At 52.9% G+C, this 20,926-nt stretch carries 26 protein-coding genes; 11 read left to right on the top strand and 15 right to left on the bottom strand.

What is annotated here, in order from left to right; all coding sequences use genetic code 11:
• Positions 1-57: 57 nt before the first annotated feature.
• A complete protein-coding gene (locus DW56_RS03495) occupies positions 58-804 on the bottom strand; it encodes a 3-oxoacyl-ACP reductase family protein (RefSeq protein WP_199899850.1) in 747 nt (248 codons plus the stop codon).
• 298 nt (positions 805-1,102) lie between these two features.
• On the opposite strand from DW56_RS03495, the gene DW56_RS03490 reads away from it, so the two are divergent.
• A complete protein-coding gene (locus DW56_RS03490) occupies positions 1,103-1,753 on the top strand; it encodes a TetR/AcrR family transcriptional regulator (RefSeq protein ID WP_024552262.1) in 651 nt (216 codons plus the stop codon).
• Positions 1,754-1,802: 49 nt separating this feature from the next.
• Here DW56_RS03490 and DW56_RS23110 read toward each other — a convergent pair whose 3' ends face one another.
• The 8 genes from DW56_RS23110 to DW56_RS03450 all read right to left on the bottom strand — a co-directional run bounded on the left by DW56_RS23110 (position 1,803) and on the right by DW56_RS03450 (position 7,112).
• Positions 1,803-3,053 (bottom strand): RHS domain-containing protein, encoded by a 1,251-nt coding sequence (locus tag DW56_RS23110; RefSeq protein ID WP_411431228.1) that lies wholly within the window; start codon positions 3,051-3,053, stop codon positions 1,803-1,805.
• A 246-nt stretch (positions 3,054-3,299) separates the two neighbouring features.
• A complete protein-coding gene (locus tag DW56_RS03480; RefSeq protein WP_024552261.1) occupies positions 3,300-3,650 on the bottom strand; it encodes a hypothetical protein in 351 nt (116 codons plus the stop codon).
• Positions 3,651-3,664: 14 nt separating this feature from the next.
• Positions 3,665-3,991, bottom strand: coding sequence for a hypothetical protein (locus tag DW56_RS03475; RefSeq protein ID WP_024552260.1), 327 nt, complete (start codon positions 3,989-3,991; stop codon positions 3,665-3,667).
• Positions 3,992-4,351: a hypothetical protein gene (locus DW56_RS03470; protein WP_024552259.1), complete on the bottom strand. Its 360-nt coding sequence runs from the start codon at positions 4,349-4,351 to the stop codon at positions 3,992-3,994.
• Between the two features lie 450 nt (positions 4,352-4,801).
• The gene (locus DW56_RS03465; protein ID WP_024552258.1) at positions 4,802-5,047 is read right to left on the bottom strand and encodes a hypothetical protein; all 246 of its coding nucleotides are present in this window, start codon (positions 5,045-5,047) and stop codon (positions 4,802-4,804) included.
• Positions 5,048-5,329, bottom strand: coding sequence for a hypothetical protein (locus DW56_RS03460; protein WP_024552257.1), 282 nt, complete (start codon positions 5,327-5,329; stop codon positions 5,048-5,050). It lies immediately after the preceding gene.
• A 77-nt stretch (positions 5,330-5,406) separates the two neighbouring features.
• Positions 5,407-5,814: a hypothetical protein gene (locus DW56_RS03455; RefSeq protein WP_024552256.1), complete on the bottom strand. Its 408-nt coding sequence runs from the start codon at positions 5,812-5,814 to the stop codon at positions 5,407-5,409.
• 701 nt (positions 5,815-6,515) lie between these two features.
• Positions 6,516-7,112 carry a TetR/AcrR family transcriptional regulator gene (locus tag DW56_RS03450; RefSeq protein ID WP_024552255.1) on the bottom strand — a complete coding sequence of 199 codons (597 nt, stop codon included), beginning with the start codon at positions 7,110-7,112 and terminating at the stop codon, positions 6,516-6,518.
• A gap of 139 nt (positions 7,113-7,251) precedes the next feature.
• Here DW56_RS03450 and DW56_RS03445 point away from each other — a divergent pair, with 139 nt between their 5' ends.
• The 4 genes from DW56_RS03445 to DW56_RS03430 all read left to right on the top strand — a co-directional run bounded on the left by DW56_RS03445 (position 7,252) and on the right by DW56_RS03430 (position 10,666).
• Complete coding sequence (locus DW56_RS03445) at positions 7,252-7,641, top strand: RidA family protein (RefSeq protein WP_029697181.1); 390 nt, start codon at positions 7,252-7,254, stop codon at positions 7,639-7,641.
• 52 nt (positions 7,642-7,693) lie between these two features.
• A complete protein-coding gene (locus DW56_RS03440; RefSeq protein WP_024552254.1) occupies positions 7,694-8,674 on the top strand; it encodes a GlxA family transcriptional regulator in 981 nt (326 codons plus the stop codon).
• 78 nt (positions 8,675-8,752) lie between these two features.
• Complete coding sequence (gene gap, locus DW56_RS03435) at positions 8,753-9,763, top strand: type I glyceraldehyde-3-phosphate dehydrogenase (protein ID WP_024552253.1); 1,011 nt, start codon at positions 8,753-8,755, stop codon at positions 9,761-9,763.
• 165 nt (positions 9,764-9,928) lie between these two features.
• Positions 9,929-10,666: an SDR family NAD(P)-dependent oxidoreductase gene (locus tag DW56_RS03430; protein WP_024552252.1), complete on the top strand. Its 738-nt coding sequence runs from the start codon at positions 9,929-9,931 to the stop codon at positions 10,664-10,666.
• 111 nt (positions 10,667-10,777) lie between these two features.
• On the opposite strand, the gene DW56_RS03425 is transcribed toward DW56_RS03430, so the two are convergent.
• Both DW56_RS03425 and DW56_RS03420 read right to left on the bottom strand, forming a co-directional pair.
• The gene (locus DW56_RS03425) at positions 10,778-11,509 is read right to left on the bottom strand and encodes a MerR family transcriptional regulator (RefSeq protein WP_024553252.1); all 732 of its coding nucleotides are present in this window, start codon (positions 11,507-11,509) and stop codon (positions 10,778-10,780) included.
• A gap of 277 nt (positions 11,510-11,786) precedes the next feature.
• Entirely contained in the window at positions 11,787-13,007 is a 1,221-nt protein-coding gene (locus tag DW56_RS03420; protein WP_024553251.1) for a diguanylate phosphodiesterase, read from the bottom strand.
• Between the two features lie 383 nt (positions 13,008-13,390).
• Here DW56_RS03420 and ycgZ point away from each other — a divergent pair, with 383 nt between their 5' ends.
• From ycgZ to DW56_RS03405, 3 genes are all read left to right on the top strand, one after another.
• Entirely contained in the window at positions 13,391-13,630 is a 240-nt protein-coding gene (gene ycgZ, locus DW56_RS03415; RefSeq protein ID WP_024553250.1) for a regulatory protein YcgZ, read from the top strand.
• Between the two features lie 168 nt (positions 13,631-13,798).
• Entirely contained in the window at positions 13,799-14,098 is a 300-nt protein-coding gene (locus DW56_RS03410) for a hypothetical protein (protein ID WP_024553249.1), read from the top strand.
• A 40-nt stretch (positions 14,099-14,138) separates the two neighbouring features.
• Entirely contained in the window at positions 14,139-14,417 is a 279-nt protein-coding gene (locus DW56_RS03405) for a biofilm development regulator YmgB/AriR family protein (RefSeq protein ID WP_024553248.1), read from the top strand.
• Positions 14,418-14,534: 117 nt separating this feature from the next.
• Here the strand turns inward: DW56_RS03405 and DW56_RS03400 are convergent, their stop codons facing one another.
• Entirely contained in the window at positions 14,535-15,098 is a 564-nt protein-coding gene (locus tag DW56_RS03400; RefSeq protein WP_024553247.1) for a hypothetical protein, read from the bottom strand.
• 37 nt (positions 15,099-15,135) lie between these two features.
• Positions 15,136-16,335, bottom strand: coding sequence for an MFS transporter (locus tag DW56_RS03395; protein WP_024553246.1), 1,200 nt, complete (start codon positions 16,333-16,335; stop codon positions 15,136-15,138).
• Positions 16,336-16,475: 140 nt separating this feature from the next.
• On the opposite strand from DW56_RS03395, the gene DW56_RS03390 reads away from it, so the two are divergent.
• Positions 16,476-16,925 carry a winged helix-turn-helix transcriptional regulator gene (locus DW56_RS03390; protein WP_024553245.1) on the top strand — a complete coding sequence of 150 codons (450 nt, stop codon included), beginning with the start codon at positions 16,476-16,478 and terminating at the stop codon, positions 16,923-16,925.
• Positions 16,926-17,202: 277 nt separating this feature from the next.
• A complete protein-coding gene (locus DW56_RS03385; RefSeq protein ID WP_024553244.1) occupies positions 17,203-18,174 on the top strand; it encodes a GGDEF domain-containing protein in 972 nt (323 codons plus the stop codon).
• A gap of 52 nt (positions 18,175-18,226) precedes the next feature.
• On the opposite strand, the gene DW56_RS03380 is transcribed toward DW56_RS03385, so the two are convergent.
• A complete protein-coding gene (locus DW56_RS03380; protein WP_024553243.1) occupies positions 18,227-19,276 on the bottom strand; it encodes an NAD(P)-dependent alcohol dehydrogenase in 1,050 nt (349 codons plus the stop codon).
• Positions 19,277-19,385: 109 nt separating this feature from the next.
• Here DW56_RS03380 and DW56_RS03375 point away from each other — a divergent pair, with 109 nt between their 5' ends.
• Positions 19,386-19,778 carry a winged helix-turn-helix transcriptional regulator gene (locus DW56_RS03375; RefSeq protein WP_024553242.1) on the top strand — a complete coding sequence of 131 codons (393 nt, stop codon included), beginning with the start codon at positions 19,386-19,388 and terminating at the stop codon, positions 19,776-19,778.
• A 27-nt stretch (positions 19,779-19,805) separates the two neighbouring features.
• Here the strand turns inward: DW56_RS03375 and DW56_RS03370 are convergent, their stop codons facing one another.
• Positions 19,806-20,543 (bottom strand): YoaK family protein, encoded by a 738-nt coding sequence (locus DW56_RS03370; RefSeq protein WP_024553241.1) that lies wholly within the window; start codon positions 20,541-20,543, stop codon positions 19,806-19,808.
• Positions 20,544-20,926 lie beyond the last annotated feature (383 nt).

Raw genomic sequence — 20,926 nt, 5'->3', positions numbered from 1 at the left:
AAAAAGGCCGGAACATTCCGGCCTTTTTTGTGTTCTGGCGACGCCGTGAGGAAAGATTCAGGCGTTAAAGCCGCCATCGACCGTCAGCGCAGAGCCGGTAATAAATGCCGCAGCAGGGCTTGCCAGGAACGCCACCGCCGCGCCTATCTCCGCTGGCTCGCCGTAACGGCCAAGCGCGGTAAACTGGCGGTTCTGGTCGGCGAAGTCGCCGGAGTTTGCCGGGTTCATGTCAGTATCTACCGGCCCCGGCTGCACCAGGTTGACGGTAATGCCCTGCGGGCCTAAATCCCGCGCCAGCCCTTTGGTAAACGAAATAAGCGCCGATTTGGTCAGCGCATAGAGCGTAAGCCCTGGCTGCGGCACGCGGTTAGCCACGTTGGAGCCAATAGTAATAATGCGCCCTCCCTGCCCCAGATGGGGGATCGCCGCCCGGGAAGCCAGTACGGCGGAGCGAATATTAATATCAAGGTGCGCGTCGATATCCTCCAGGCTCATCTCAACCAGCGAACCCACGCGGGCAATGCCGACATTATTGACCAGAATATCCAGCCCGCCGAGCTGCTCTGCCGCTTCCTTTACCGAGCGCTCCACGGCCTGCGCATCCGCGCTGTTCGCCTGAATGGCGAAACCACGCTGGCCGGTTTTCTCAATTGCCTGCACGACTTCCTGCGCTTTTTCGGCGGAACGTTCATACGTAATCACAACGTCAGCCCCTTTTTGCGCAAGCGACAGCGCGATGGCTGCGCCAATGCCGCGGGAAGCGCCTGTCACCAGCGCGCGTTTACCTTTCAGTTCGTTCATCAGCTTTACCTCGTTTTGTATGAAGAGCGCTGACGCGCCCAGGTTTACTTTGACGATCGGCTTGCCGCGGTTGCGGCCTTCTGACTGCTGTACAAAAACGTTCCGGATGTTTTCAAATCTGTCGATAAGCGCTCTGGCCTGTTTACTGTCACTTACGTCGCCTGCGGGTTTCGGTTAGCTTTTTTGCGCCCCCATACCGGCAGTAAGCAGGGCATCGGGCAACCTAAAAGCATTTCTGTAGCGCTCGTTACAGAAACTAAAATCCTTGCAGTAAACTGTCAATCGATTTATATAACGATCGATGCAGAAATCAGATAAAACGGCTCAGGCCGACAAACAAGAGACTTCAGGCGCGCGCGGGCGCCCTCGGGCATTCGACCGGCAGGCGGCGCTGGCGCAGGCCACCCGTTTGTTCTGGCAAAAAGGGTATGAAGCCACCTCCATTGCAGACCTCACCAAAGCGCTGGGTATCGGCGCGCCAAGCCTGTACGCGGCTTTCGGTTCGAAAGAAGCGCTGTACGCCGAGGCGCTCAGCTATTATCAGCAAAGTTACGAAGCGCTGATCTGGTCTCGCTTTTTTGCCGCTGATACCGCACGCGAGGCAATAAAGGCGCTGCTTGCCGATTCCGCCCGGGTGCTGACGGGCTGCGTTTGCGATATTCCGAATGGCTGCATGGTTACGCTCTCTGTGGTGAGCTGCGAGGGGCACCCCACCCTTGGCGAAACGGTACGTAACGCTCGTGCCATCACCTTTGAACGTCTGCAAACGAGGCTGGCGCAGGCGGTTCAGGCAGGCGAAATTTCCCCATCAACCGACATCCCTGCCCTTGCCCGCTTTGTGCAGACATTGCAAAACGGCATGTCGATACTGGCGCGAGACGGCGTCAGCGGTTCAGAACTGGAAGCAATGGTAGAGACGGCAATGGCAGGATGGGATGCGCGGGTGGGCTGAGGGATCCGGGAAAGGTGTTAAGTGCAGCGACTGGGCATGCGGCATTAACCTACAAGCCCATTTTTGTTTTTGAATCTAAACATTCTTTTTCAGGGCGCATTACTCGCCACTTCCCTTTGGCTCGCCCCGGCGGGGTTACGCTACGCGTATTCAAATTTGTTGCTGACAGATTTGTCGCAGTCCAGGTACTACCCCTGAAAACGCAGGTTCGCGGCACATGCCACTGCGGTACGCTGGTCTCGCGTTCGGTTTCGCCCCAGGTGCTGAACTGCCCGTACCAGACGGTCTGCCCCTGCGCATCCGTCACCCGCTCCGGCAGGCCGTTCAGCTCCGTGTGGTACCAGTACAACTCCCCGTCGTCGCCTGCGCTGTCAACCCGCGCCAGCGGCTCGTAACTGCCTTCGGTATAAAGATACTGAACGTAACGGTCCGGCTGCCGCTCGCTCTGCTCGCCCGCCAGCCGTAGCCCCTGCCAGTCGAAGCGGACCGTTTCCGGCTGCGCGTCGTTATGCCGCCAGACGAGCTTATGCGTGCGACGGCCGAGCGGGTCGTAGCGGTATTCGGCGCGGGTAAATTCCGCGTGGCCGGTGAAGAGAATCTCGCTCACCCGCTGCTCATCGTCATAGCGGAACTGCTGCGCCACGCCGTTTTTGTCACGGCGGTGTGTCAGCCGCCCGAATCCGTCGTAGTCCAGCTTCAGCCCGTTCAGGCGCAGCAGCAGGTTGTGCCACACCGGGCTGCGGCGCTCATCCGTGCGGTTGCCCGCCGGGTCGTACCAGAAGCGCTCCTCCTGCTGCGGATGTAGCGCCTTCGTCACCTGCCCTGCGGCGTCGTAGCCATACAGGTGCTGGCTGTATTTTTCACCGGGCGTGGCGCCTTCCACTACCGGCTGGCTAAAGTTTTCCCAGACGCTTTTGCCAAAGCTTTTTACGCTCTCTGAACCGTGCTCCTGCACCGCTCGCCCGGCCGCCATGGCGTTATCGACAGGGTGCAGCCCCAGCTCCACCAGCGAGAGAAGCTGGCCTGCTAAGTACATCGTGCTATGCAGCGCCTGCTTATACCACGGCGCCTCCGGCTGCGGCGTGTTGAGGTAATCGTGATCGACCACGCCCGCCGCCCGGGCGGCCGGTTTGCCCATGATATGTACGTTATCTGAACCGCTGGTGATAATGGCGTCCGGCGGGCCGAGCAAGCCAAACGCGCCCAGCACGCTGTCGACGGCGCCGCCGACAAGATCGCCTGTCTGTTCGGCAATATCGGAAACAAACAGCCCGGCTATCAGCCCAATACCGAAAGCCATGGTGGCGGGCGTACCATGGCCTGATTAAGGCTCTCTATAGGTAAACGCATTTCCTTTGCATCAATAAGTGTTTATTAATAGCAGAAAGAGCTTATTCGCATGCGATGGCAGCAGTGGTTTTCTTTATTCCCATCATGACCCTGTATTTTCCCGGGATGGTGCGCCGCTGAAGATTTTTATGTGCTCAGGAATATTAAGCGGCGCGCTGATATAAAATAATAATGCAGCACATTTCAACGGCTGATTTTAATCACCCCACAAATTTAAATGCTTTAACGGTGCAATACACTGCATGCAAACGGTTGATAAAAGCAGCCGCATTTTTTGAATGACAAAGCGGTCGTTTAACGATTTCTTCTCTATATCTCTGTCGTTCAGATGGATAACCGTGTCAAACGGAAGCCCTAATGTAAGTACATCCTCTTTTTCAAGAAAATAATCATGGGCAGCGGTCTCAACCCCGCCCTCCCATTTATGCACGGTCAGCCGGCAAAAAGAACACTGGGATAACCGCTTGTTTTCATGCAGTATTTCTCTGACCTTTCTCGATACGTTAGTGTATTCAGGCTCATTGTGTATTGGGCATAATCCTAGCATCAATCCCCCCTTTGCTAACATTTACTCAGGCCCAGTTTCTTTTGAATAAACCCATACTGACGCATCGCACTATCAGGAACATCTACCTCGCCCGCCGCAAGGACTTCCATAACATACGTGAGGCAATTGCGGGTGCGAATATCGTGAGGTCCAGGATTTTTTCCTGAGTGCGATTTCTGAAACTCAATAGCTTTTTCGGCTGACGCATCAGACATATCAAATACAGCTTTATGAACTTTGCCACCACTCATTTTAGCTTGTCTGATTTGATCGTTATCGTCGCTTGACAATTCTGTATTGCATGCCTGGGGCGAGCCTTTACATACATCACTATATGCCATTTAATAAGCAGGTGAAGTTTTGATAAGCTTCTTATTTTTTATATCTATAGAAAAATGCCAATCATGCCACCCTTCAAGTTTTTCATGGAAAACACATACCACCAAAACTTCGTGAATTTCACTCTTAGTTAAATAATAAAATGCAGCCCCATCCGGAGGAGAAAAAGAAAAAACTTCGTTGCCCTCTTCATTCAGGATCAATAACTTATCAGGAAGAGGTTGAGCTTTACATAACATAATAACTTTCTGGCGATGATCATCAAGCATAGCCTGATCAAGGTTTTCTATATGTAAACTCACTTCCTTCGCATCAAGAGTCCAGTAAAGATTAGTCTTATCCACTCTAAAATTTTCAATCATATTTCTCTCGTTGATATCAGGGGTTTTCGGTGCATGTCGTAACGCCTCTGAATACCGTTCAGTTGTGTCACGCAGTTAAAGCGGATTGCACGCCGCGACCCACTGCCACTATTCCTGGCCCGGCAGCGTGGCGTCCTGCGTTGTCATATTACCAGCGGCACCAGCTGAAGGTGTCATTTCTCCTCAACCAGATAATTTGATTAGAAGTTAGTATGATATAAAGTTATCTAACCACTATGCTCAAAGATACTTCACCTCATATTTACCTAAGATATCGAAAAGATGATCATAAGTACTAAGTATTACGTTCTGATATTTTTTCTCACATTCCTCTCCTACCAAATCAAAACTCGAAATCGAATGCTTTTCATTTGGAAACTCATCTACTTTATATATAGTCATTCGTTGAATATCACTAAATATAAACTGTAGAATTTAATTCTTTTATTGTTACTGCCAATGATCCAAGAGGTTTATCCAAAGCTTTTTCTCACCCGGAATTTCTTTAACATCGCCTCGATTTTCAGTTATGTACTTCATATATAGTTGATGAATAGCTCTTATCGTTACTGTTTTCTTTGAGCGAGAGCCTTCTATAAGCCTATCTAATTCCTCTCGGTAAGCCAATGACTTAACCCTGCCGGAGAAAAAAGACTTGAGAAAATCCAGGACTTCATTATATGAGCTATAATCCATTCACTCTTCCGGCAAATTCTTAAAAATAAATATCCACGCCACCATTTTATAGGAAGGGAATGGCTCCTGAGGATACTCAATTTTACTTACCCCTTTGATAATATTGATAGATCCAGCAATGGCACTGGTGCGGCTCTCCCATACAGGACGTGCGGATAAGTTTTTAAAATGTAAAGTCTTATTTATTTCATAAAGATTTAATTCGCATTCAAAATTATAAAAACCTTCCTCGTTACCATCATAGATGGTGGGTTGCGGATTGAAATTACAAGTATGCCTCATCGATACCCCCCAGCCTCACTTCCCTTTATCGAAGTAAGGAAGGTTAAAGTGGCTCTGTTGGTGATCAATGCTAATATTCAATTTTCATTACTTGGGTCAGGAGGAGCACTTTTAATACCAAGAACCTCTTGTCCATGACGAATTTCTTCGTCTGTTTTCTTCCTTAACTTAAGAACTATAACACCTAATAACTCTGTGTTTTTTTCATCGGAATAAATCTTAAAGGAGTTTAATTTATTACGAATATTGATAGCACATACGTTTTCTTTATTGAATACCTCAAGCGCCGAAATCAATTCATCGAGCCCTTGCGCTTTTAACCCTGTAATTTTTGCATTTTCTCTATGCGCCTTCATTATTCGCAATTCATATTGCGCATTACTTATATATGCTGCACTTTGACAATCTTTATTTTCCTTTACAAAAGATTTAAATACATCTGGGATTACTTTTTCAGCATATCTGAAAAGTTTATCACTTATCATGGTAAGAACACCTCAACGTCGCCACTCCGAATACCTATAAGTATAATTTTCCTTTCCATTTATACATCAAAAGAATACTCCCATGACCAAGTGTTTCAGGGCTCAGGAGTTCCAACTTTAACTCTTAATATTACTCCATCTGGACCTGCAAAATTTCTAGCCACATCAGGATTATCTGTCCATGATGTATATGGACTAATTAACGTTCAACAATTTCGATAGCAGTTTTTATCTTCCAAATTAGCTTCAAGATATAATATAACCTAATTTTTTTATTATATATCTGGCGGGCTGTTTTTCCCCTGCCTCGCCGCTTCTCTCAGCTGAAAGAATATATTCTTAAAATAAACGGCGCCGTCATCTCTGCCCCATTATCAAAGCCTGATTGCATCTGCCCTGACACCCTTTGACCATAAAGATAAAGCGGGTATGGCGGGCGTATCAGCCCGTAAAAACAGGCTCGGGTTACCTACTGGAAAAGAGCTTAAACAGGCAGCGCCGCATAAATTTCACTTACGTGAATTTAAGCAACACTAAACTATCTACTTGCGCTATGGCGCTTCTGGGGCTGTGGAGAACGGGTATGAAGGGCTGTCGTTGAGGTTTTTCGTTGAGGTTTAAAGGAGGCGTTATCAGCGCGCCTGTAACGCTTTCACTGGCCGCCGCGCTGGCGATAACGACGCCCGCCAGCGCGGCGTTGGTTAGCGAGGCCCGTTCAGCAGGCCGCTTGCGAGCAGTTTAAACGCCTCGGTCGCCTTGCGAAGCGTCAGTTGCGGCGCTTCGCTCGCGGCTACCCACAAGGCTGCATTGAAAGCGGCGCCATTGAGCAGCCGTGCTGCCGCTTCCACATCCACCGGCTTGACAATATTTTGTTCGATCATTCCCGTCAGCGCTTGTCTCGTCGCCTCAAGGCACGCATTCTGGCTCGGCCAGCGCGAAGGGTCGCCCAGAAACGCGGGGCCATCCAGCAAAACGATGCGCTGCACTTCCTGCTCCAGCGCCATCTCTATATAAGCCACCCCTTCCTCCAGCAATTTATGCCATTCGTCCGGCTGCGCACTCGCCTGCGCTCTGGCTCGCTGCGCGATCTCTTCATCCACCCGGGCGACAACCGCAGCCAGAAGGCCCTTTTTATCGCCGAAATTGTGATAAAGCGCGCCGCGGGTCAACCCGACGCTTGCGGTCAACTCATCCATAGAGGCGTCGGCAAAGCCTTTTTCCGCAAACGCCTTGCGCGCGGCGGCGATAAGTTTTTCCCGGTTCTCTTCCCGTGTTTCTGCACGGCGTTTCGCAGCCATCAGGCCCTCCTTTTCACATACGCGGCGTATTTCATTTGACATATGCGGCGTATGTGTAATTATTTCACATACGTTGAGTATATGAAATTAACCCTGCTCGCGTATACGCTTTCGCTTACCGCTCACCATGAGGTGCACTATGATCCCACGCGAACCTGTCTTTCCTGCTGATCGCCACGCGCTTTATCAGCAGCATGGTTATTCTGCCGCCATTCGCTCCGGCGACCTGCTGTTTGTTTCAGGCCAGGTGGGCAGCCGGGCCGACGGCTCGCCAGAGCCTGATTTCACAGAACAGGTCCGGCTCGCCTTTAAAAACCTTCAGGCTACGCTTGCGGCAGCGGGCTGCACGCTGGAGGACCTGGTGGACGTCACGACGTTTCATACCGATCCGCAAAACCAGTTCGAGGCGATCATGGCCGTGAAACAGGCGTTTTTTCCGGCGCCGCCCTACCCTAACTGGACCGCCGTGGGGGTGAACTGGCTCGCAGGGTTTGATTTTGAGATTAAGGTGATTGCCCGCATCCCCTGAATCGCGGCTTAACCTTATTGACTTATTTTGTAATAAGCGTACTTTTCAGGACATGAAAAGCTTCCTGATTATTGTTCCCGACGGCGGCATGCTGTTCGAAGCCGCCGGCATCGCCGATATCCTGATGCAGGCTAACCGTTACCCAGCGGCGGATGGCGCGCCGCCGCGCTACCGCATCAGCATGGCCACCACCCAGCCTCATCAGGTTATTCATGGCCAGTCCGGTCTGAACCTGCTGGCGGATCACCGTCTGGCGGAGCTCGATCCGCGCGTTCCTTATGACACCATTATGATTACCGGCCGCGGCCTGAGCGAAGAAGAAGGCAGCGCGGTAGTGGACTGGGTGCGCCTTGCCGCGCCGCATGCGCGGCGGGTAGTTTCGGTATGCGGCGGCGCGCTGCTGCTGGCGCAAACCGGCCTGCTTGACGGGCGGCGCGCCACCACGCACTGGCGCCTGCTGGAAACCCTGCAAAACCAGTTTCCGCAGGTAAAAGTGGAAGGCGGCCCGCTCTATATCCAGGATGGCCCGTGCTGGACCTCCGGCGGCGTGACTTCCGGTTTTGATTTAACGCTGGCCCTGGTGGAGGACGATTACGGCTTCACCCTCGCCCGCGACGTAGCGCAGGATCTGGTGATGTACCTTCGCCGCCCGGGAGGACAGCTGCAATTTTCCCGCTATCAGCTTAAGCCCGCCAGCAGCACTGGCCCGATAAGCGAGCTGCAAAACTGGATCCTGGACAACCTGGCGGAAGATCTGTCGGTGGAAAAACTGGCGGAACGGGTAGCCATGAGCCCACGCAATTTTACCCGCGTCTTCACACGCGAAGCGGGCGCTCCCCCGGCGCGTTATGTGGCGGAAGCGCGCCTTGCCGCCGCCCGTTCCCGCCTTGAACAGAGCAGCGAAACGCTGGAGCGCATCGCCGCCGCCACCGGTTTTGGCAGCAGCATTAACCTGCGCCGCCTGTTTGAACGTCAGCTTCACCTTACTCCGGGCGAATACCGCCAGCGTTTTCATTCCAGCAAAATGGCGTAAAGTGATCCTTTTTTGTCGTTTACGCCACTGCCTCACCGGCCTACCCTGAACACAGACATCCCCGAGAAGGAGTTAATCATGGTTAAGGTCGGTATTAACGGTTTTGGCAGGATCGGGCGCAACGTGCTGCGCGCAGCGCTTGGCAACACTGAGGTAGAGATTGTGGCGATTAACGATCTCACCGACAGCAAAACTCTCGCGCATCTGTTGAAACATGACTCGCTGCTGGGCACGCTTCCGGTGCCGGTGGAAGCGGGCGCTGGCGAGTTGCGCGTCGATGGCAAACCTGTGCGCGTTTTTAGCGAGCGCGACCCGGCGAATATTCCGTGGCGCGAAGCGGGCGTGGAGCTGGTTATTGAGGCCACCGGGTTCTTTACCGAGCGCGAGAAAGCGGCGGTGCATATCAGCAGCGGCGGCGCGAAACGGGTGATTATCTCCGCGCCGGGTAAAAATGACGATCTGACGATAGTTATCGGCGTTAACGATCAGCAGTACGATCCTGAGCGCCATTTCGTGGTCAGCAACGGCAGTTGCACCACGAACGGTCTGGCCCCTGCCGCCCAGGTGCTGCACCAGAGTTTCGGTATTGAGCACGGGCTGATGAACACCACCCACGCTTACACCAACAGCCAGGCGCTGCACGACCAGCCGGAAAAAGATCTGCGTGGCGCGCGCGCCGCCGCGCTGTCGATTGTGCCCTATTCCAGCGGCGCGGCGAAAGCGCTGGGGAGAGTGATCCCGGAGCTGGACGGTCGCCTGACGGGCTACTCGCTGCGTGTGCCGGTGCCGGTGGTTTCCATTGTCGACCTTACCGTGACGCTTAAGCGCGACGTCACCGTCGAGGAAGTTAACCACGCTTTTCGCCAGGCGGCGGAAAGCGGCCCGCTGAAAAATATCCTCGGCTACAGCGACGAGCCGCTGGTTTCCAGCGATTACCAGGGCGACCCGCGCTCATCTATTATCGACGGGCTTTCTACCCTGGTCATTGGCGGCAACCTTGTGAAGATCCTCGCCTGGTATGATAACGAGTGGGGTTTTTCCAACCGGCTGGTGGACCTGGCGCGGCTGATGGCGCAGCGCGGTTTATAACAGCGCAGATAAATAAAACCGCCGCCTTCGGGCGGCGTACTCTTTTTAGCTTTTGCGCCGCCTGGCAAAAAGCGCTATATCGCTGAGTGCTCGCATGGCCACATCCCCCATCACAGCCCGCTCTATACTACCCATGAGCATTAACTGAATAACGCAGAGGGTGAAATGGCGCGAATTTTTATTACCGGCTCGGCCGACGGCCTGGGCTACGGCGCAGCGGAAAACTTGCTGGCCGCCGGTCACGATGTGGTGGTGCATGTGCGAAGTCCTCAGCGTCTTGAGGCGGTTCAATCGCTGGTGGACCAGGGCGCGCAGGTGGTGGTGGGCGACTTAAGTGACCTGAACGCCACCCAGGAAGTGGCTGAGCAGGTAAACCGCACGGGGCAGATGAACGCCGTTATTCATAACGCGGGAGTATATTCCGGGCCGCAGATTGTACCGGTAAACGTGGTGGCGCCTTACGTGCTGACGGCGCTGATAGCCAGACCCGACCGCCTGATTTATCTCAGCAGCGGCATGCACCTGAACGGCCAGCCGCGCCTGGAAAACGTGGACTGGACAGGCGCGCGGGAGTCTGCATCCTATTCCGACAGCAAGCTGTTTATCACCGCGCTGACAATGGCGCTCGCCCGGCGCTGGCCGGACGTTATCTGCAACGCCGTTGATCCAGGCTGGGTGCCGACAAAAATGGGCGGCGCGGGCGCGCCCGACGATTTGCGGCTGGGTCACCTGACTCAGGAATGGCTGGCGGTAAGCGATGACGCTGAAGCGCTGAACAGCGGCGGCTACTGGCATCATCAAAAACGGCGCACGCCCCACGCCGCCGCGCACGATGAAGCCTTTCAGAACGCGCTTATCGAAAACCTGGCGCAGATAACGGGCATTACCTTGCCGCAGAGCTGAACGCGATCGCGGCGCGCATCCAGAGGCTGTTCAGGGTGAGAAGGTGCTGACGACGCAGCGAGACTGAAAATCAGGGAACGGTAAAAGGATGCCCGGGCATCCTTTTTCAGATTATGCGCCGTGGAAAGCGACGGTGTAGCCTTGCTCCTGCCAGTGGGTAAGTTGCTCCTGCTGGCGGCGAGAAAGCGCTTTGCCTGTCCAGAGGAAAAGCTGCTGGCCGGGAAACAGTTCAGGGCGAGGCGAATCCAGCGGTTCCGCCATGACGTCGATGTGCCACCCTTTTTGCGAAAGCCGCCAGGCTTCCAGCCACAGCCGGGTGCGGTCTTCGCTATCCCAGCCAATCAGCAGCGCTTCTTTACCGGCTTTCCTGCGCGCTTCAGCAAGACAGGAGGCCGCATAATCGATAAGCACGCCGTCAAGCATGCTGGACATGGTGCGAGCAGTGTTCTGATCGAGGTTCAGCCGCTGGCGGACAGGCACGAGGATATGATCGATAAGCGCATCTGCTGAATGTTCCCGCCCCAGCGCAATGATTGCGGTGCGTAATTTGGCTGGCCGGACATGACGCAGCACCGCCATCATCTCCTCCTGCTGCGCGACCCAGTCGTCTTGTACAACTAAGGTATTTTTTTCCAGCAGCGCCCTGACTTTGCCAACCGGCACGCCGCTCTCCACCCAGCGTTTTATCTCTTCGATACGCTGAATATCAGCCTCATCAAACTGACGATGACCGCCTTCGCTACGCTGAGGTTTAAGCAATCCATAGCGCCGCTGCCATGCGCGCAGCGTCACTGGATTTATTCCGCATCGTTCGGCGACTTCGCCAATACTGTAAAAGGCCATTAACTCACTCATAATCAAACCTGATACGTCCATGTCTCAACCTAACCAATCTGTACTTCTTGTACAAATCATTTTTTCTTGTACAACTGTAAATCTTTCATTATTCAGCTCATTTTTTGAACTTGCCGCGAGCGGAAAAGCACAGGCTGGCGTGAATATGTACAGCCTTTCGCCGCAGCGATACAACTATAGCCTCAATGAGTGTAACGGGGGTTATGAAAAGCTGCTGATTTTTTCATCAGCAGCCTGTGACATACATCAGAGATGTTAAAGAGGTTCAGAAGCCGGAGCGTTTTTCCGGCCAGGCGACGGCGGGAATGCCGCCAACTTCAGGGCGTGCGAACAGGTGTCCCTGGAACAACGCGATGCCAGCCGATTCAAGCCACATCCACTCTTCCGCCTTTTCCACGCCGACGGCGCAAACGGAAATTTCCAGCGAAGCGCAGCTTTTAATAATCCCCTGGATAATGGCCTGCCGGGGGCCGCTTTTGTGTACATCTTTAATCAAAGCGCGGTTGATTTTAATGCGATCCGGCTGGAACTGCGCCAGCAGCGACAGCCCGGCGAAGCCTGCGCCAAAGTGGTCGATAGCAACCTGAATGCCGGCGGCTTTCAGTAATTTTACCGCGTCGGTGAAGTCATCGAGACGCGAAATGACCTCGCTTTCGGTGAACTCAACGATTATCTGATCGGGCACCAGCCCGTTAGCTTCGATAGCATCAAGCAGGAAGCTGACGGCGCCCGGCACTTTAACCAGCGTCATCGGCAACAGGTTGACGGAAAGCATTTGCTCGCCGAGGTTCAGCGCGCGGGCCATAGCGAAAGCCACTTTTTTGCTTTGCAGATCAGCCTCATAAATGGCCAGTTCTGAGAGATTCTCAAAATAAGCGCGCGGCGCGTCGCCGGACGGGGTGCGGATCAACGCTTCCAGCGAGACGATCTCCTGCGCCAGCGGGTCGATTATCGGCTGAAAAGCAAAGCTGCAATCGGCGGCGTTATCGATAATCAGATTTTCAGGCTTGATGGCCTTGCCGTCGGGAATAAAATCCCAGGCGTAGCCAGGCGGGATCTCGAAATAGTTTTCTTTTTCTCGTGCCTCAACGAAGGTGCGGAAAAACTGCAACGCGCGATCGTCATAGGTTAACTGGTACTTCGAGGTGCCTTTATCAAGCACATGTTGCAGTACTTCATCGCTGTCGTACTCGCGCAGATCAAACAGCTCCATGCCCGCTTTACCGAAACGCCGCGAAGGCGCGTAGTCGCGCAACAGCTCAACGATATTGTAATGACGGGCGTCTTCGCAGATGTGGTTATAAATCTCCAGAACACCCTCTTCCGGGCCTTCAAGCAGCTGAAAAAAGTGCGTGCCGTTGAAAAGCAGAATGCCCGTAACGCCGGTTTCGCCATTTTTCAGATTAGCTGTGGCTACCATCTCCTCCAGTTTTTTAACCGGAACGTCGTCGCAAATATGGCTTCGGTAAATGATAGTGGTGAGCATGATTGCTCCAGTGAATAGGTGTATGAGACGCCACCATAACAGAAGCCTTTCTTAAGGTCTTGTAGTGATTAGCACAGAAGCCCCGTTCGTCGTTTTGTCATGGCGGCCGGATAGATTGAAAACCGAAGGGATGATTTTCTTTTTTGCACAGCCAGCAAATACTACTTTCTTCTTACCTGTACAGGGGTAAGGGGCGAAAACGGGTTGTACAACCCATGCGTTTACAATTTTTTTTCATCGTAACGGGCTGAATGTAAACATTTAATTAATAAAAGGCTAAGAGTAACGCAAATTTTTGTACAATTTTGATGTACAAGTTAACGCAGATTTGTATACTTCTACACATTAGTTAGCTTGTTAATGTTTACCTGGAGGAAGGACAAATGCAGCAGAACGGTTATATTCCGGATACAGCGAATGCCATTGCCCGCTATTTTAACAAGGCGACCCTCCCTACTCAGCAGGAAACGTTAGGTCAAATTGTTGTGGAAATTCTTAGCGACGGCCGCAGCCTGAACCGCAAAGCGATTTGCACCAAACTGCTTAGCCGACTGGAACTTGCAGCAGATCAGGAAGAAGAAGCGCATTACAACACGCTTATTGGCTTGTTATTCGACCGCTAATTTAAGAAGGTTATCAGTAACAGATTTTCGGGTTATTCAAGTCAATCCTGGCGGGGATAATATTGCCGACGACGAAAAAGTCTGGCAATTTTCAGTGGACTGGTCCACCTGAAAACTGATTTTATCCACTTTCCTGGGCGGGAAAGTGTGGCAATCAGAGACGCATTTATGAACAGAAGTGAAACAGAACAACTGACAGATGAGATTATTGGCGAGGCGGTTTTATCCCTTTTAAAGGAAAAAGGCCCGATAAACTTCAAGGCCCTGATCTCAAGACTGCGGGCGATGGAAGCAAAAGAAGCAGACAGCCAGAGGCGCAAAGCCATTAGCAGCGTTATTGCTGAGATTGGCGCGCGCATGCTGGCCGGGCAGCGTAATAACCTTCGGGAAAACAAAGAGTGGACGCATGACAATGTGCATTCCCTCTTTGAGAAAAGCCAAAAGTCGGATGCCGGTAAAAAACACTGACCGCATCTTATTACAATTGATTGAATGATGGTATGAGCACATGAGCCAGGTTATGCTTGAGAAATCAGAAGTTTACGCAGAGCTGCCTGATAGGGCGCTAACGGATTACTTCCGTAATGCCGGCGATATGCTGGCCGAGGAAGCCACTATTCTTGGCGCTGTAATCCGCACTATACTTGCCGCAGAAGAACCGCTTACTCATAAAGCGATAATTTTGCGCCTGATTAGCGAAATTGAATCTACCCGTGATGTTATTAAAGGCGATGTTCTGCGTAAAACGCTGGAAATTGTCGTTGACCATACCATGGACGATATCTGACGCCCCCTCCCTGCTTTATCCCGGTTGAGAACGTTATCCAGAAAGCCCTTTTTTATTAACGGGTTTTGGGGTGGTCGTGTTCTCAGCCGGGCTGAATGCTCTCCCGACGCGCCTGTTTCACGCTTCTTTTATTGCTTTCCCGGTGTCCAGCGACAGCATAAAGGGCCGCCAGCCGCCTGGCGGGTCCCATTCGCCTGAACCATGAATAACGTTTCCTGCAATCTCGTCGATAATCACGCCGTCTATGGCGCACTGCCCAGAACGCCATACAACGCCCTGCCGGATGCTGATTAAAAACGTATAGCAAAATGTGGCCGCCAGAAATGATTCGCTCAATAGCGGCGAAAAGGGATCGGGAACCGGATAAATATTGCAGACATAATCACCCAGAAAATGGCTTACAACCCGATGCGACGCCATGTCAAACAGATGCACGTGCTGGCCGTAAAGAATAGCCAGCGTTTCCTGGTTCATTAAAAGCTTGCTGAAGCATTGCTCAAGCAGAAAACCTTGCTCATCCGTACCCACAAAAATACGCAGCACGCGCACCGGCTCGTTATCCTTTTCTATCAATACCCGCGCCCGCAATATGCCGCGTTCGGCAAAAGGATTAACGGTGTGTTCGGGCACCGAAGGGTCTGTTTGCTCTGCGTCATCTAAAAAACGGGCGTTCAGGTTCATAACATCGCTTCCTGCATTTCTTTTTAAAATGAAAAGGTTACTTGCCACTATAACGGGTAAGAAGCCAAAAGATAAATGCCGACAGGCTGACCAACGCGCCAGTCAGGCAGACTCCCGCCCATCCCCAGCGGTCATAGGTCATTGTTGCCAGCAACGCGCCCGCGCCGCTGCCGGCGGAATAAAACACCATATAGGCGCCAACCAGCCGGCTGGCGGCCTCTGGTCGGGCGGCAAAAATCAGGCTTTGATTAGTGACATGCACCGCCTGGACGGCAAAGTCGAGCAGCACAATGCCGACAATAAGCAGCAACATGGACGACCCCGCCATACTTACTGGTAGCCATGAGACAACGAGTATAAAGAGCGCCAGGCCCGATGTTCGCTCGCCATATCCCCTGTCGGCCCAGCGCCCGGCTTTCAGGGCGGCCAGCGCCCCGGCCACTCCCGCAAGGCCAAACAAGCCAATCTGCGTATGGCTGAAAAACCAGGGCGCAGCGCTAAGCGGCAATACCAGCCCGGTCCATAACAGGCTGAAGCTCATGAAAATAAGCATGGCCAGTACCGCCCGCACACGGAGCACCCGCACAGTTATCCATAATTGCATAACAGAAAGGAGTATCTGGCGATAACCGCGCTTCTGCGCATGGGCTTTCTGCGACGGTAAAACGCGCCATAAAACCACCGCCATGATGAAAATAAGCGCGGCCGAAAGCCGATAAATGGCCCGCCAGCCAGCGAGGTCCGCCAGCGCGCCTGCGGCGAGGCGGGCCAGTAAAATCCCGAGCACAATGCCGCCCGTGACGGCGCCTACCGCTTTTCCCCTTTCACCCGGCGGCGAGAGCGCCGATGCGCTGGCGACAAAAACCTGTACAACGACCGCCATCAGCCCTGTCGCCAGCATGCCGACCAGCAGCGCGGAAAACGCGCCGGAGAAACCCACGACCGTTAAGGCAAGCGAAGCGGCGAACATCATTGCGCTGATAAGCCAGCGTCGGTCGATAAGATCGCCGAGCGGCACCAGTAAAAGCAGCCCAACGGCATACCCGGCCTGCGTTACGGTCACGACCGAGCCGATAGCCTGCGTCGAAACATGCAGATCCGCCGCCATCGAGGCCAGCAACGGCTGCGCAAAATAGACATTCGCCACGGCAAGGCCGCTGGCAACGGAGAAAAGCAGGATCAGCCAGCCCGGCGCGCGGTAAGGCAAAGCGCAGGCGCTGTGCGAGGTAACAGACATAAACGGCTCCTGTGGTTTCAAATTGAAACAAGATGGTTTTAGCCTGACCGGTTTCAAAATGCAACAAGATTATTTATGATACTGCTGCCTGCCCGATATAACGGATACCCGCAGCGCCAGACCAACGCCGGAGAAGAGAGATGAATTACGAAGCGACATTTATTAATACGGAATGCCCTGTCGCCCGCGCCAGCGCCATACTGGGCGATAAATGGGCGTTGATGCTGGTGCGGGACGCATTTGACGGTGTTACCCGCTTTTCAGATTTTCAAAAAAGCACCCTGGCGGCGAAAAACATCCTGACCAGCCGGCTAAAAAAGTTGGTTGATGAAGATATTTTCGCTCTCAGACCCGCCTCAGACGGTAGCGCTTACCAGCAATATGTGCTGACGGAAAAAGGGCGCGCTTTATTTCCGCTTATCGTCTGTTTACGCCAGTGGGGAGAAGAGAACTTATTTCATCCAGGCGAAACGCACTCGATTCTGGTGGATAACGAAACCGACGCGCCAGTTGCGAAAATTGTCGTGCGCAACCACCAGGGAGAGATAATTGGGCCGGAACGAAGCCGACGAAAACGGGTAATCAAATAAGTTGCCCAGCCTATAAAATTGTTAGCTTTCTAATGATAACGCCTGCTCCGACTCGTTTTCTTCTCATCTTAACGCCCGCCAGGCTGAAAGACAGAGGGTTATGGCGGGTCGCTTTTTTACCGCTATAGTAAAAATAGCGCGCCCGCAAAAAAGCCTTGTTTAAAACCGCGACGCCACGCTATCAATAAGAAATGCTAAACTATTAACAGGCAACGTTGTTATCCCAACCACGCTGGCAAAATATATTTTAGATTTATTTTCATGATGAGGGGGTTATATGCTTTTCCCACAAAAACCCGCGAATGAAAAAGAGCGTCTACAGGCGCTATATATGGCCGACCTGCTCGATAAAAAAGACATGGAAAGGCTGGATCGCCTGACGCGTCTTGCCAGCACGGTTTTTGGCGTGCCCACCGCCCTTATCACTATTCTTGACCGCGACAGACAGTGGATGATCTCTACCAATGGTTTCCAGCTGCGCGAAACGCGGCGGGATGTCTCTTTTTGCGCCCACGCCATTTTGCAGGAAGGGGTATTCGTGGTGACGGATGCCAGCACCGACCCGCGTTTTTTTGATAACCCACTCGTTACCGGCGAGCCGAAAATACGTTTCTACGCAGGCTGTCCGGTGCGTTTACCCGGCGGCGCCATTGCCGGCACGATCTGTATTATCGACACCCTGCCCCGCGACTTTTCACCCACAAACGTTAATACGCTGTTAGATCTCGCCGCCATTGTTGAAGACGAGTTGTATATTATCAGCATGGCAATGACGGACAGCCTGACGGGCTTACCGAACCGCCGCGGTTTTTTTCAGGCGGGCGAAAAACAGTTCGCTGCAATAAAAGAGCAGAAGAAAGACTACTCCCTGCTTTATATCACCATGAATAATCTTGCTTCTGTTAATGAATTCTGGGGGCATGCCGAAGGCGATCGGGCCATTAAAATTTTCGCCAGCAGCCTGAAAAAAAGTCTGCCGCCGGGTAACACCGCCGGACGGTTAGACGGCAATCAGTTCGCCATCCTGCTTGAAAATAAAAGCAAAGCCGATGCCGATAAATTTTTATGTGATTTCCAGGCGCGGCTGGACGATTATAATCTTCACTCAGAGAAGCCGTTTAATATTAATTATTCCTTCGGCGTCATCGATAAATCGCAGCATGATTTTAAAACCCTGCTTGAGATGGTCACCGAAGGCGATTTAGTCATGCACTCTGAGAACCGAAAATTGAGCAGCAAAATTGGCTAAGCGAGATCGGTGTTAATAATAACGCGCCTGTATCGACAGGCGCTTTTTTCAATTACCAGCGCGTAGCCTGCATATCGATAACGAAACGGTAGCGCACGTCGCCTTTCAGCATGCGCGCATAGGCGTTTTCGATCTCCTCTCCCGCAATCAGCTCAATATCTGCCGTGATGTGGTGCTGGCCGCAGAAATCGAGCATCTCCTGCGTCTCTTTAATGCTGCCGATGGAGGAACCGCTGATGCTTAAACGGCGGAACACCATGGGCGTGACGTCCGGCGAAAGATGCGGGCTGTCAGGAATGCCCACCAGCACCAGGCGGCCATTGGTCTTAAGCGTCGCCAGGTAAGGGTTGAGATCGTGCGGCGCGGCCACGCAGTCGATAATGATATCAAGCGTGGTCTGGCAGGCCGCCATTTGCGCCGCATCGCGTGAAACCACAACCTGTTTCGCCCCAAGGCGCTGCGCATCGGCGCCTTTTTCCGGGGAGGTGGTAAACAGCGTCACCTCAGCGCCCAGCGCGCTGGCGAGCTTGACCGCCATATGCCCTAACCCGCCAAGGCCCACCACGCCAACGCGATCCCCGGCTTTCACAGCGTAATGACGAAGCGGCGACCAGACGGTGACGCCTGCGCAAAGCATCGGCGCCACCCCCGCCAGCGGCAAGTGCTGCGGCACGGAAACCACAAAATCCTCATCGACAATCACCGCCTGCGCGTAGCCGCCCCAGGTGCTTTCACCGGTGTATTTATCAATGCCGTTATAGGTGGCGGTAAAACCCGCTTCGCAATATTGCTCTTCCTGCTGGCGGCAAAAATGGCATTCGCGGCAGGCGTCGACCATCACCCCCACGCCGACAATATCGCCCGCTTTAAAACGGGTAACGCCTGCGCCGGTTTGCGCCACGCGGCCAACGATTTCATGCCCTGGCACCAGCGGATAGCGGCTCACGCCCCACTCGTTGCGCGCCATATGCAGGTCAGAGTGACAGACGCCGCAGTAGAGGATCTCAATTTTAACATCCTGCTTTTGCAGCGGACGCAGGGAAACATGGCTGCTGGATAAAGGCTGCGTCGCGTCTTGTGCGACCAGAGCGTTGATTTTCATAGCGCCTCGAATGAACTGGCTTTAACTCAAAGAAGGCGGCAGACTTTATCTGAACAGGTCTTTTATTGATAGTAGTTACCATTTGGTTACCATAAACGAGGATACTCCCATGCCAGCCTGGGTAGACGGCAAACTCTTCTTCTACGCCGATTCGCCGCCGCGTCGGCTAATGGATCTTTTCGCGGTGAAATGGAGCACCATGGTGCTTCACGCGCTCTATCACTGGCCGCAAGGCCGCGCGCGCACCGGCGAGTTGCAGCGCAGCTTGCAGGGCATTTCAAAAAAGATGCTCTTCCAGACGCTAAAGGAGCTTGAGCAGCGCGGATTGATCGCCCGCCATGTGTACGATGTTGTCCCGCCAAAGGTCGATTACCGGCTTACCCCGCTTGGCAAAACCTTTGCTGAGCCGATAGAGCAGATGTACCAGTGGGGTCTGGAGAACCAGGCGGCGCTGGATGAGATGCAGGCGTGCTATCGGGCGTCGAAAACGGCTGAGGCGTGATCCGGCGCCAGCGGCGCCGGCGGTGAGTTAATAAGCCCGGCGCCATTTATTCACGCGACGACTGATTGTGAAGATAGACAGCACCGCGACGGTGGTCAGCACCAGGCCGACTGCGGTCATAGAGGCAAAGCCGAAATAATCAAATAACGAAAGCCCCACCACGCCGCCGGTTAAAAAGGAGAAGATGGTGGTGAGATGGGTTGTCAGCTGGCTTTTTTGCGCCTGCGTATCTTTTGAAAAATCGCGGCGCAGCATAGCGACTATCACGGAAGCAAACGAAATACCCGCGTCGGTTAATGTGCCGGTAATATGCGTCGACCGCACCCGGCCGTTAGAAAGCTGCGTTGAGGTTGAATTATGCAAGCCCATCAGGCCGCAAAGCGCGGTTATCACCTCGCGGTTTGACGAAAAACTATGGTAATACGTTTCATAAAGAGAAATGGCCGTTAAAATAATGCCCTCGGTCAGTAATATATGGCAAAAAATAAGCCGGTTATTGGTGACAATGCCCCAGATGACAATTGCGCGGGCAATTATCGCGCCGCAGACAAAAGTCAGAATAAGCGTGCCGAAAAAAAAGATATCCCTGAAATCCGTGGTGGATACTTCACTCGACAGCTGTGAGGTATTCCCCGTCATATGTGACGGAAAAAAACCGAAAGCGCCAAGCGCGATGGCATTAAGCAGCCCCGCGGTTGTCGCCAGCCACAGCGCCAGCTTCCTGTCCTCAAGATGAGACCGCATTCGTTTAAGTTTAATCAGCACTGACAACCTCCGATTAGTGGCTTGCGCCGGGCTTAAAGGCTAACAAAACGCGCTGCATTGCCCGTTAAGATATTGCTTAAAACCCGAAATATATCCTGTTAGTTAACTTTACTTTTTATATCCTGAAGATTCTTTGCAATGGGCGATGACGATATTTTACCCGCCGCGAGGCTTAATCAATAATTTTAGAATAAAGAAACGTATTGCCAGTGGCGCCCTGCCCTTTATGCATAGCTTTTTCTTATAGCGCGCGTTTCACAGCAATGAATATATATTATGCATGCGCCAGATGACGTCCTGAAATTCCCCCTCCAGATAACAAGGAAATAAGCGGTAAGCGTCGCTTAAACAGGGCTTCGCCAGTAAAGCGCGGCAGGAGCGAA

Origin of the sequence: Franconibacter helveticus LMG 23732 (assembly GCF_000463115.2) — a bacterium.
Taxonomy (GTDB): Bacteria; Pseudomonadota; Gammaproteobacteria; order Enterobacterales; family Enterobacteriaceae; genus Franconibacter; species Franconibacter helveticus.
This window is presented reverse-complemented; position numbering and strand designations above follow the sequence as displayed.

Coding starts and splice junctions, on each gene's coding strand:
- DW56_RS03490 (WP_024552262.1), top strand. CDS start 1,103: ATGCAGAAATCAGATAAAACGGCTCAGGCCGACAAACAAGAGACTTCA.
- DW56_RS23110 (WP_411431228.1), bottom strand. CDS start 3,053: ATGGCTTTCGGTATTGGGCTGATAGCCGGGCTGTTTGTTTCCGATATT.
- DW56_RS03480 (WP_024552261.1), bottom strand. CDS start 3,650: ATGCTAGGATTATGCCCAATACACAATGAGCCTGAATACACTAACGTA.
- DW56_RS03475 (WP_024552260.1), bottom strand. CDS start 3,991: ATGGCATATAGTGATGTATGTAAAGGCTCGCCCCAGGCATGCAATACA.
- DW56_RS03470 (WP_024552259.1), bottom strand. CDS start 4,351: ATGATTGAAAATTTTAGAGTGGATAAGACTAATCTTTACTGGACTCTT.
- DW56_RS03465 (WP_024552258.1), bottom strand. CDS start 5,047: ATGGATTATAGCTCATATAATGAAGTCCTGGATTTTCTCAAGTCTTTT.
- DW56_RS03460 (WP_024552257.1), bottom strand. CDS start 5,329: ATGAGGCATACTTGTAATTTCAATCCGCAACCCACCATCTATGATGGT.
- DW56_RS03455 (WP_024552256.1), bottom strand. CDS start 5,814: ATGATAAGTGATAAACTTTTCAGATATGCTGAAAAAGTAATCCCAGAT.
- DW56_RS03450 (WP_024552255.1), bottom strand. CDS start 7,112: ATGGCTGCGAAACGCCGTGCAGAAACACGGGAAGAGAACCGGGAAAAA.
- DW56_RS03445 (WP_029697181.1), top strand. CDS start 7,252: ATGATCCCACGCGAACCTGTCTTTCCTGCTGATCGCCACGCGCTTTAT.
- DW56_RS03440 (WP_024552254.1), top strand. CDS start 7,694: ATGAAAAGCTTCCTGATTATTGTTCCCGACGGCGGCATGCTGTTCGAA.
- gap (WP_024552253.1), top strand. CDS start 8,753: ATGGTTAAGGTCGGTATTAACGGTTTTGGCAGGATCGGGCGCAACGTG.
- DW56_RS03430 (WP_024552252.1), top strand. CDS start 9,929: ATGGCGCGAATTTTTATTACCGGCTCGGCCGACGGCCTGGGCTACGGC.
- DW56_RS03425 (WP_024553252.1), bottom strand. CDS start 11,509: ATGGCCTTTTACAGTATTGGCGAAGTCGCCGAACGATGCGGAATAAAT.
- DW56_RS03420 (WP_024553251.1), bottom strand. CDS start 13,007: ATGCTCACCACTATCATTTACCGAAGCCATATTTGCGACGACGTTCCG.
- ycgZ (WP_024553250.1), top strand. CDS start 13,391: ATGCAGCAGAACGGTTATATTCCGGATACAGCGAATGCCATTGCCCGC.
- DW56_RS03410 (WP_024553249.1), top strand. CDS start 13,799: ATGAACAGAAGTGAAACAGAACAACTGACAGATGAGATTATTGGCGAG.
- DW56_RS03405 (WP_024553248.1), top strand. CDS start 14,139: ATGAGCCAGGTTATGCTTGAGAAATCAGAAGTTTACGCAGAGCTGCCT.
- DW56_RS03400 (WP_024553247.1), bottom strand. CDS start 15,098: ATGAACCTGAACGCCCGTTTTTTAGATGACGCAGAGCAAACAGACCCT.
- DW56_RS03395 (WP_024553246.1), bottom strand. CDS start 16,335: ATGTCTGTTACCTCGCACAGCGCCTGCGCTTTGCCTTACCGCGCGCCG.
- DW56_RS03390 (WP_024553245.1), top strand. CDS start 16,476: ATGAATTACGAAGCGACATTTATTAATACGGAATGCCCTGTCGCCCGC.
- DW56_RS03385 (WP_024553244.1), top strand. CDS start 17,203: ATGCTTTTCCCACAAAAACCCGCGAATGAAAAAGAGCGTCTACAGGCG.
- DW56_RS03380 (WP_024553243.1), bottom strand. CDS start 19,276: ATGAAAATCAACGCTCTGGTCGCACAAGACGCGACGCAGCCTTTATCC.
- DW56_RS03375 (WP_024553242.1), top strand. CDS start 19,386: ATGCCAGCCTGGGTAGACGGCAAACTCTTCTTCTACGCCGATTCGCCG.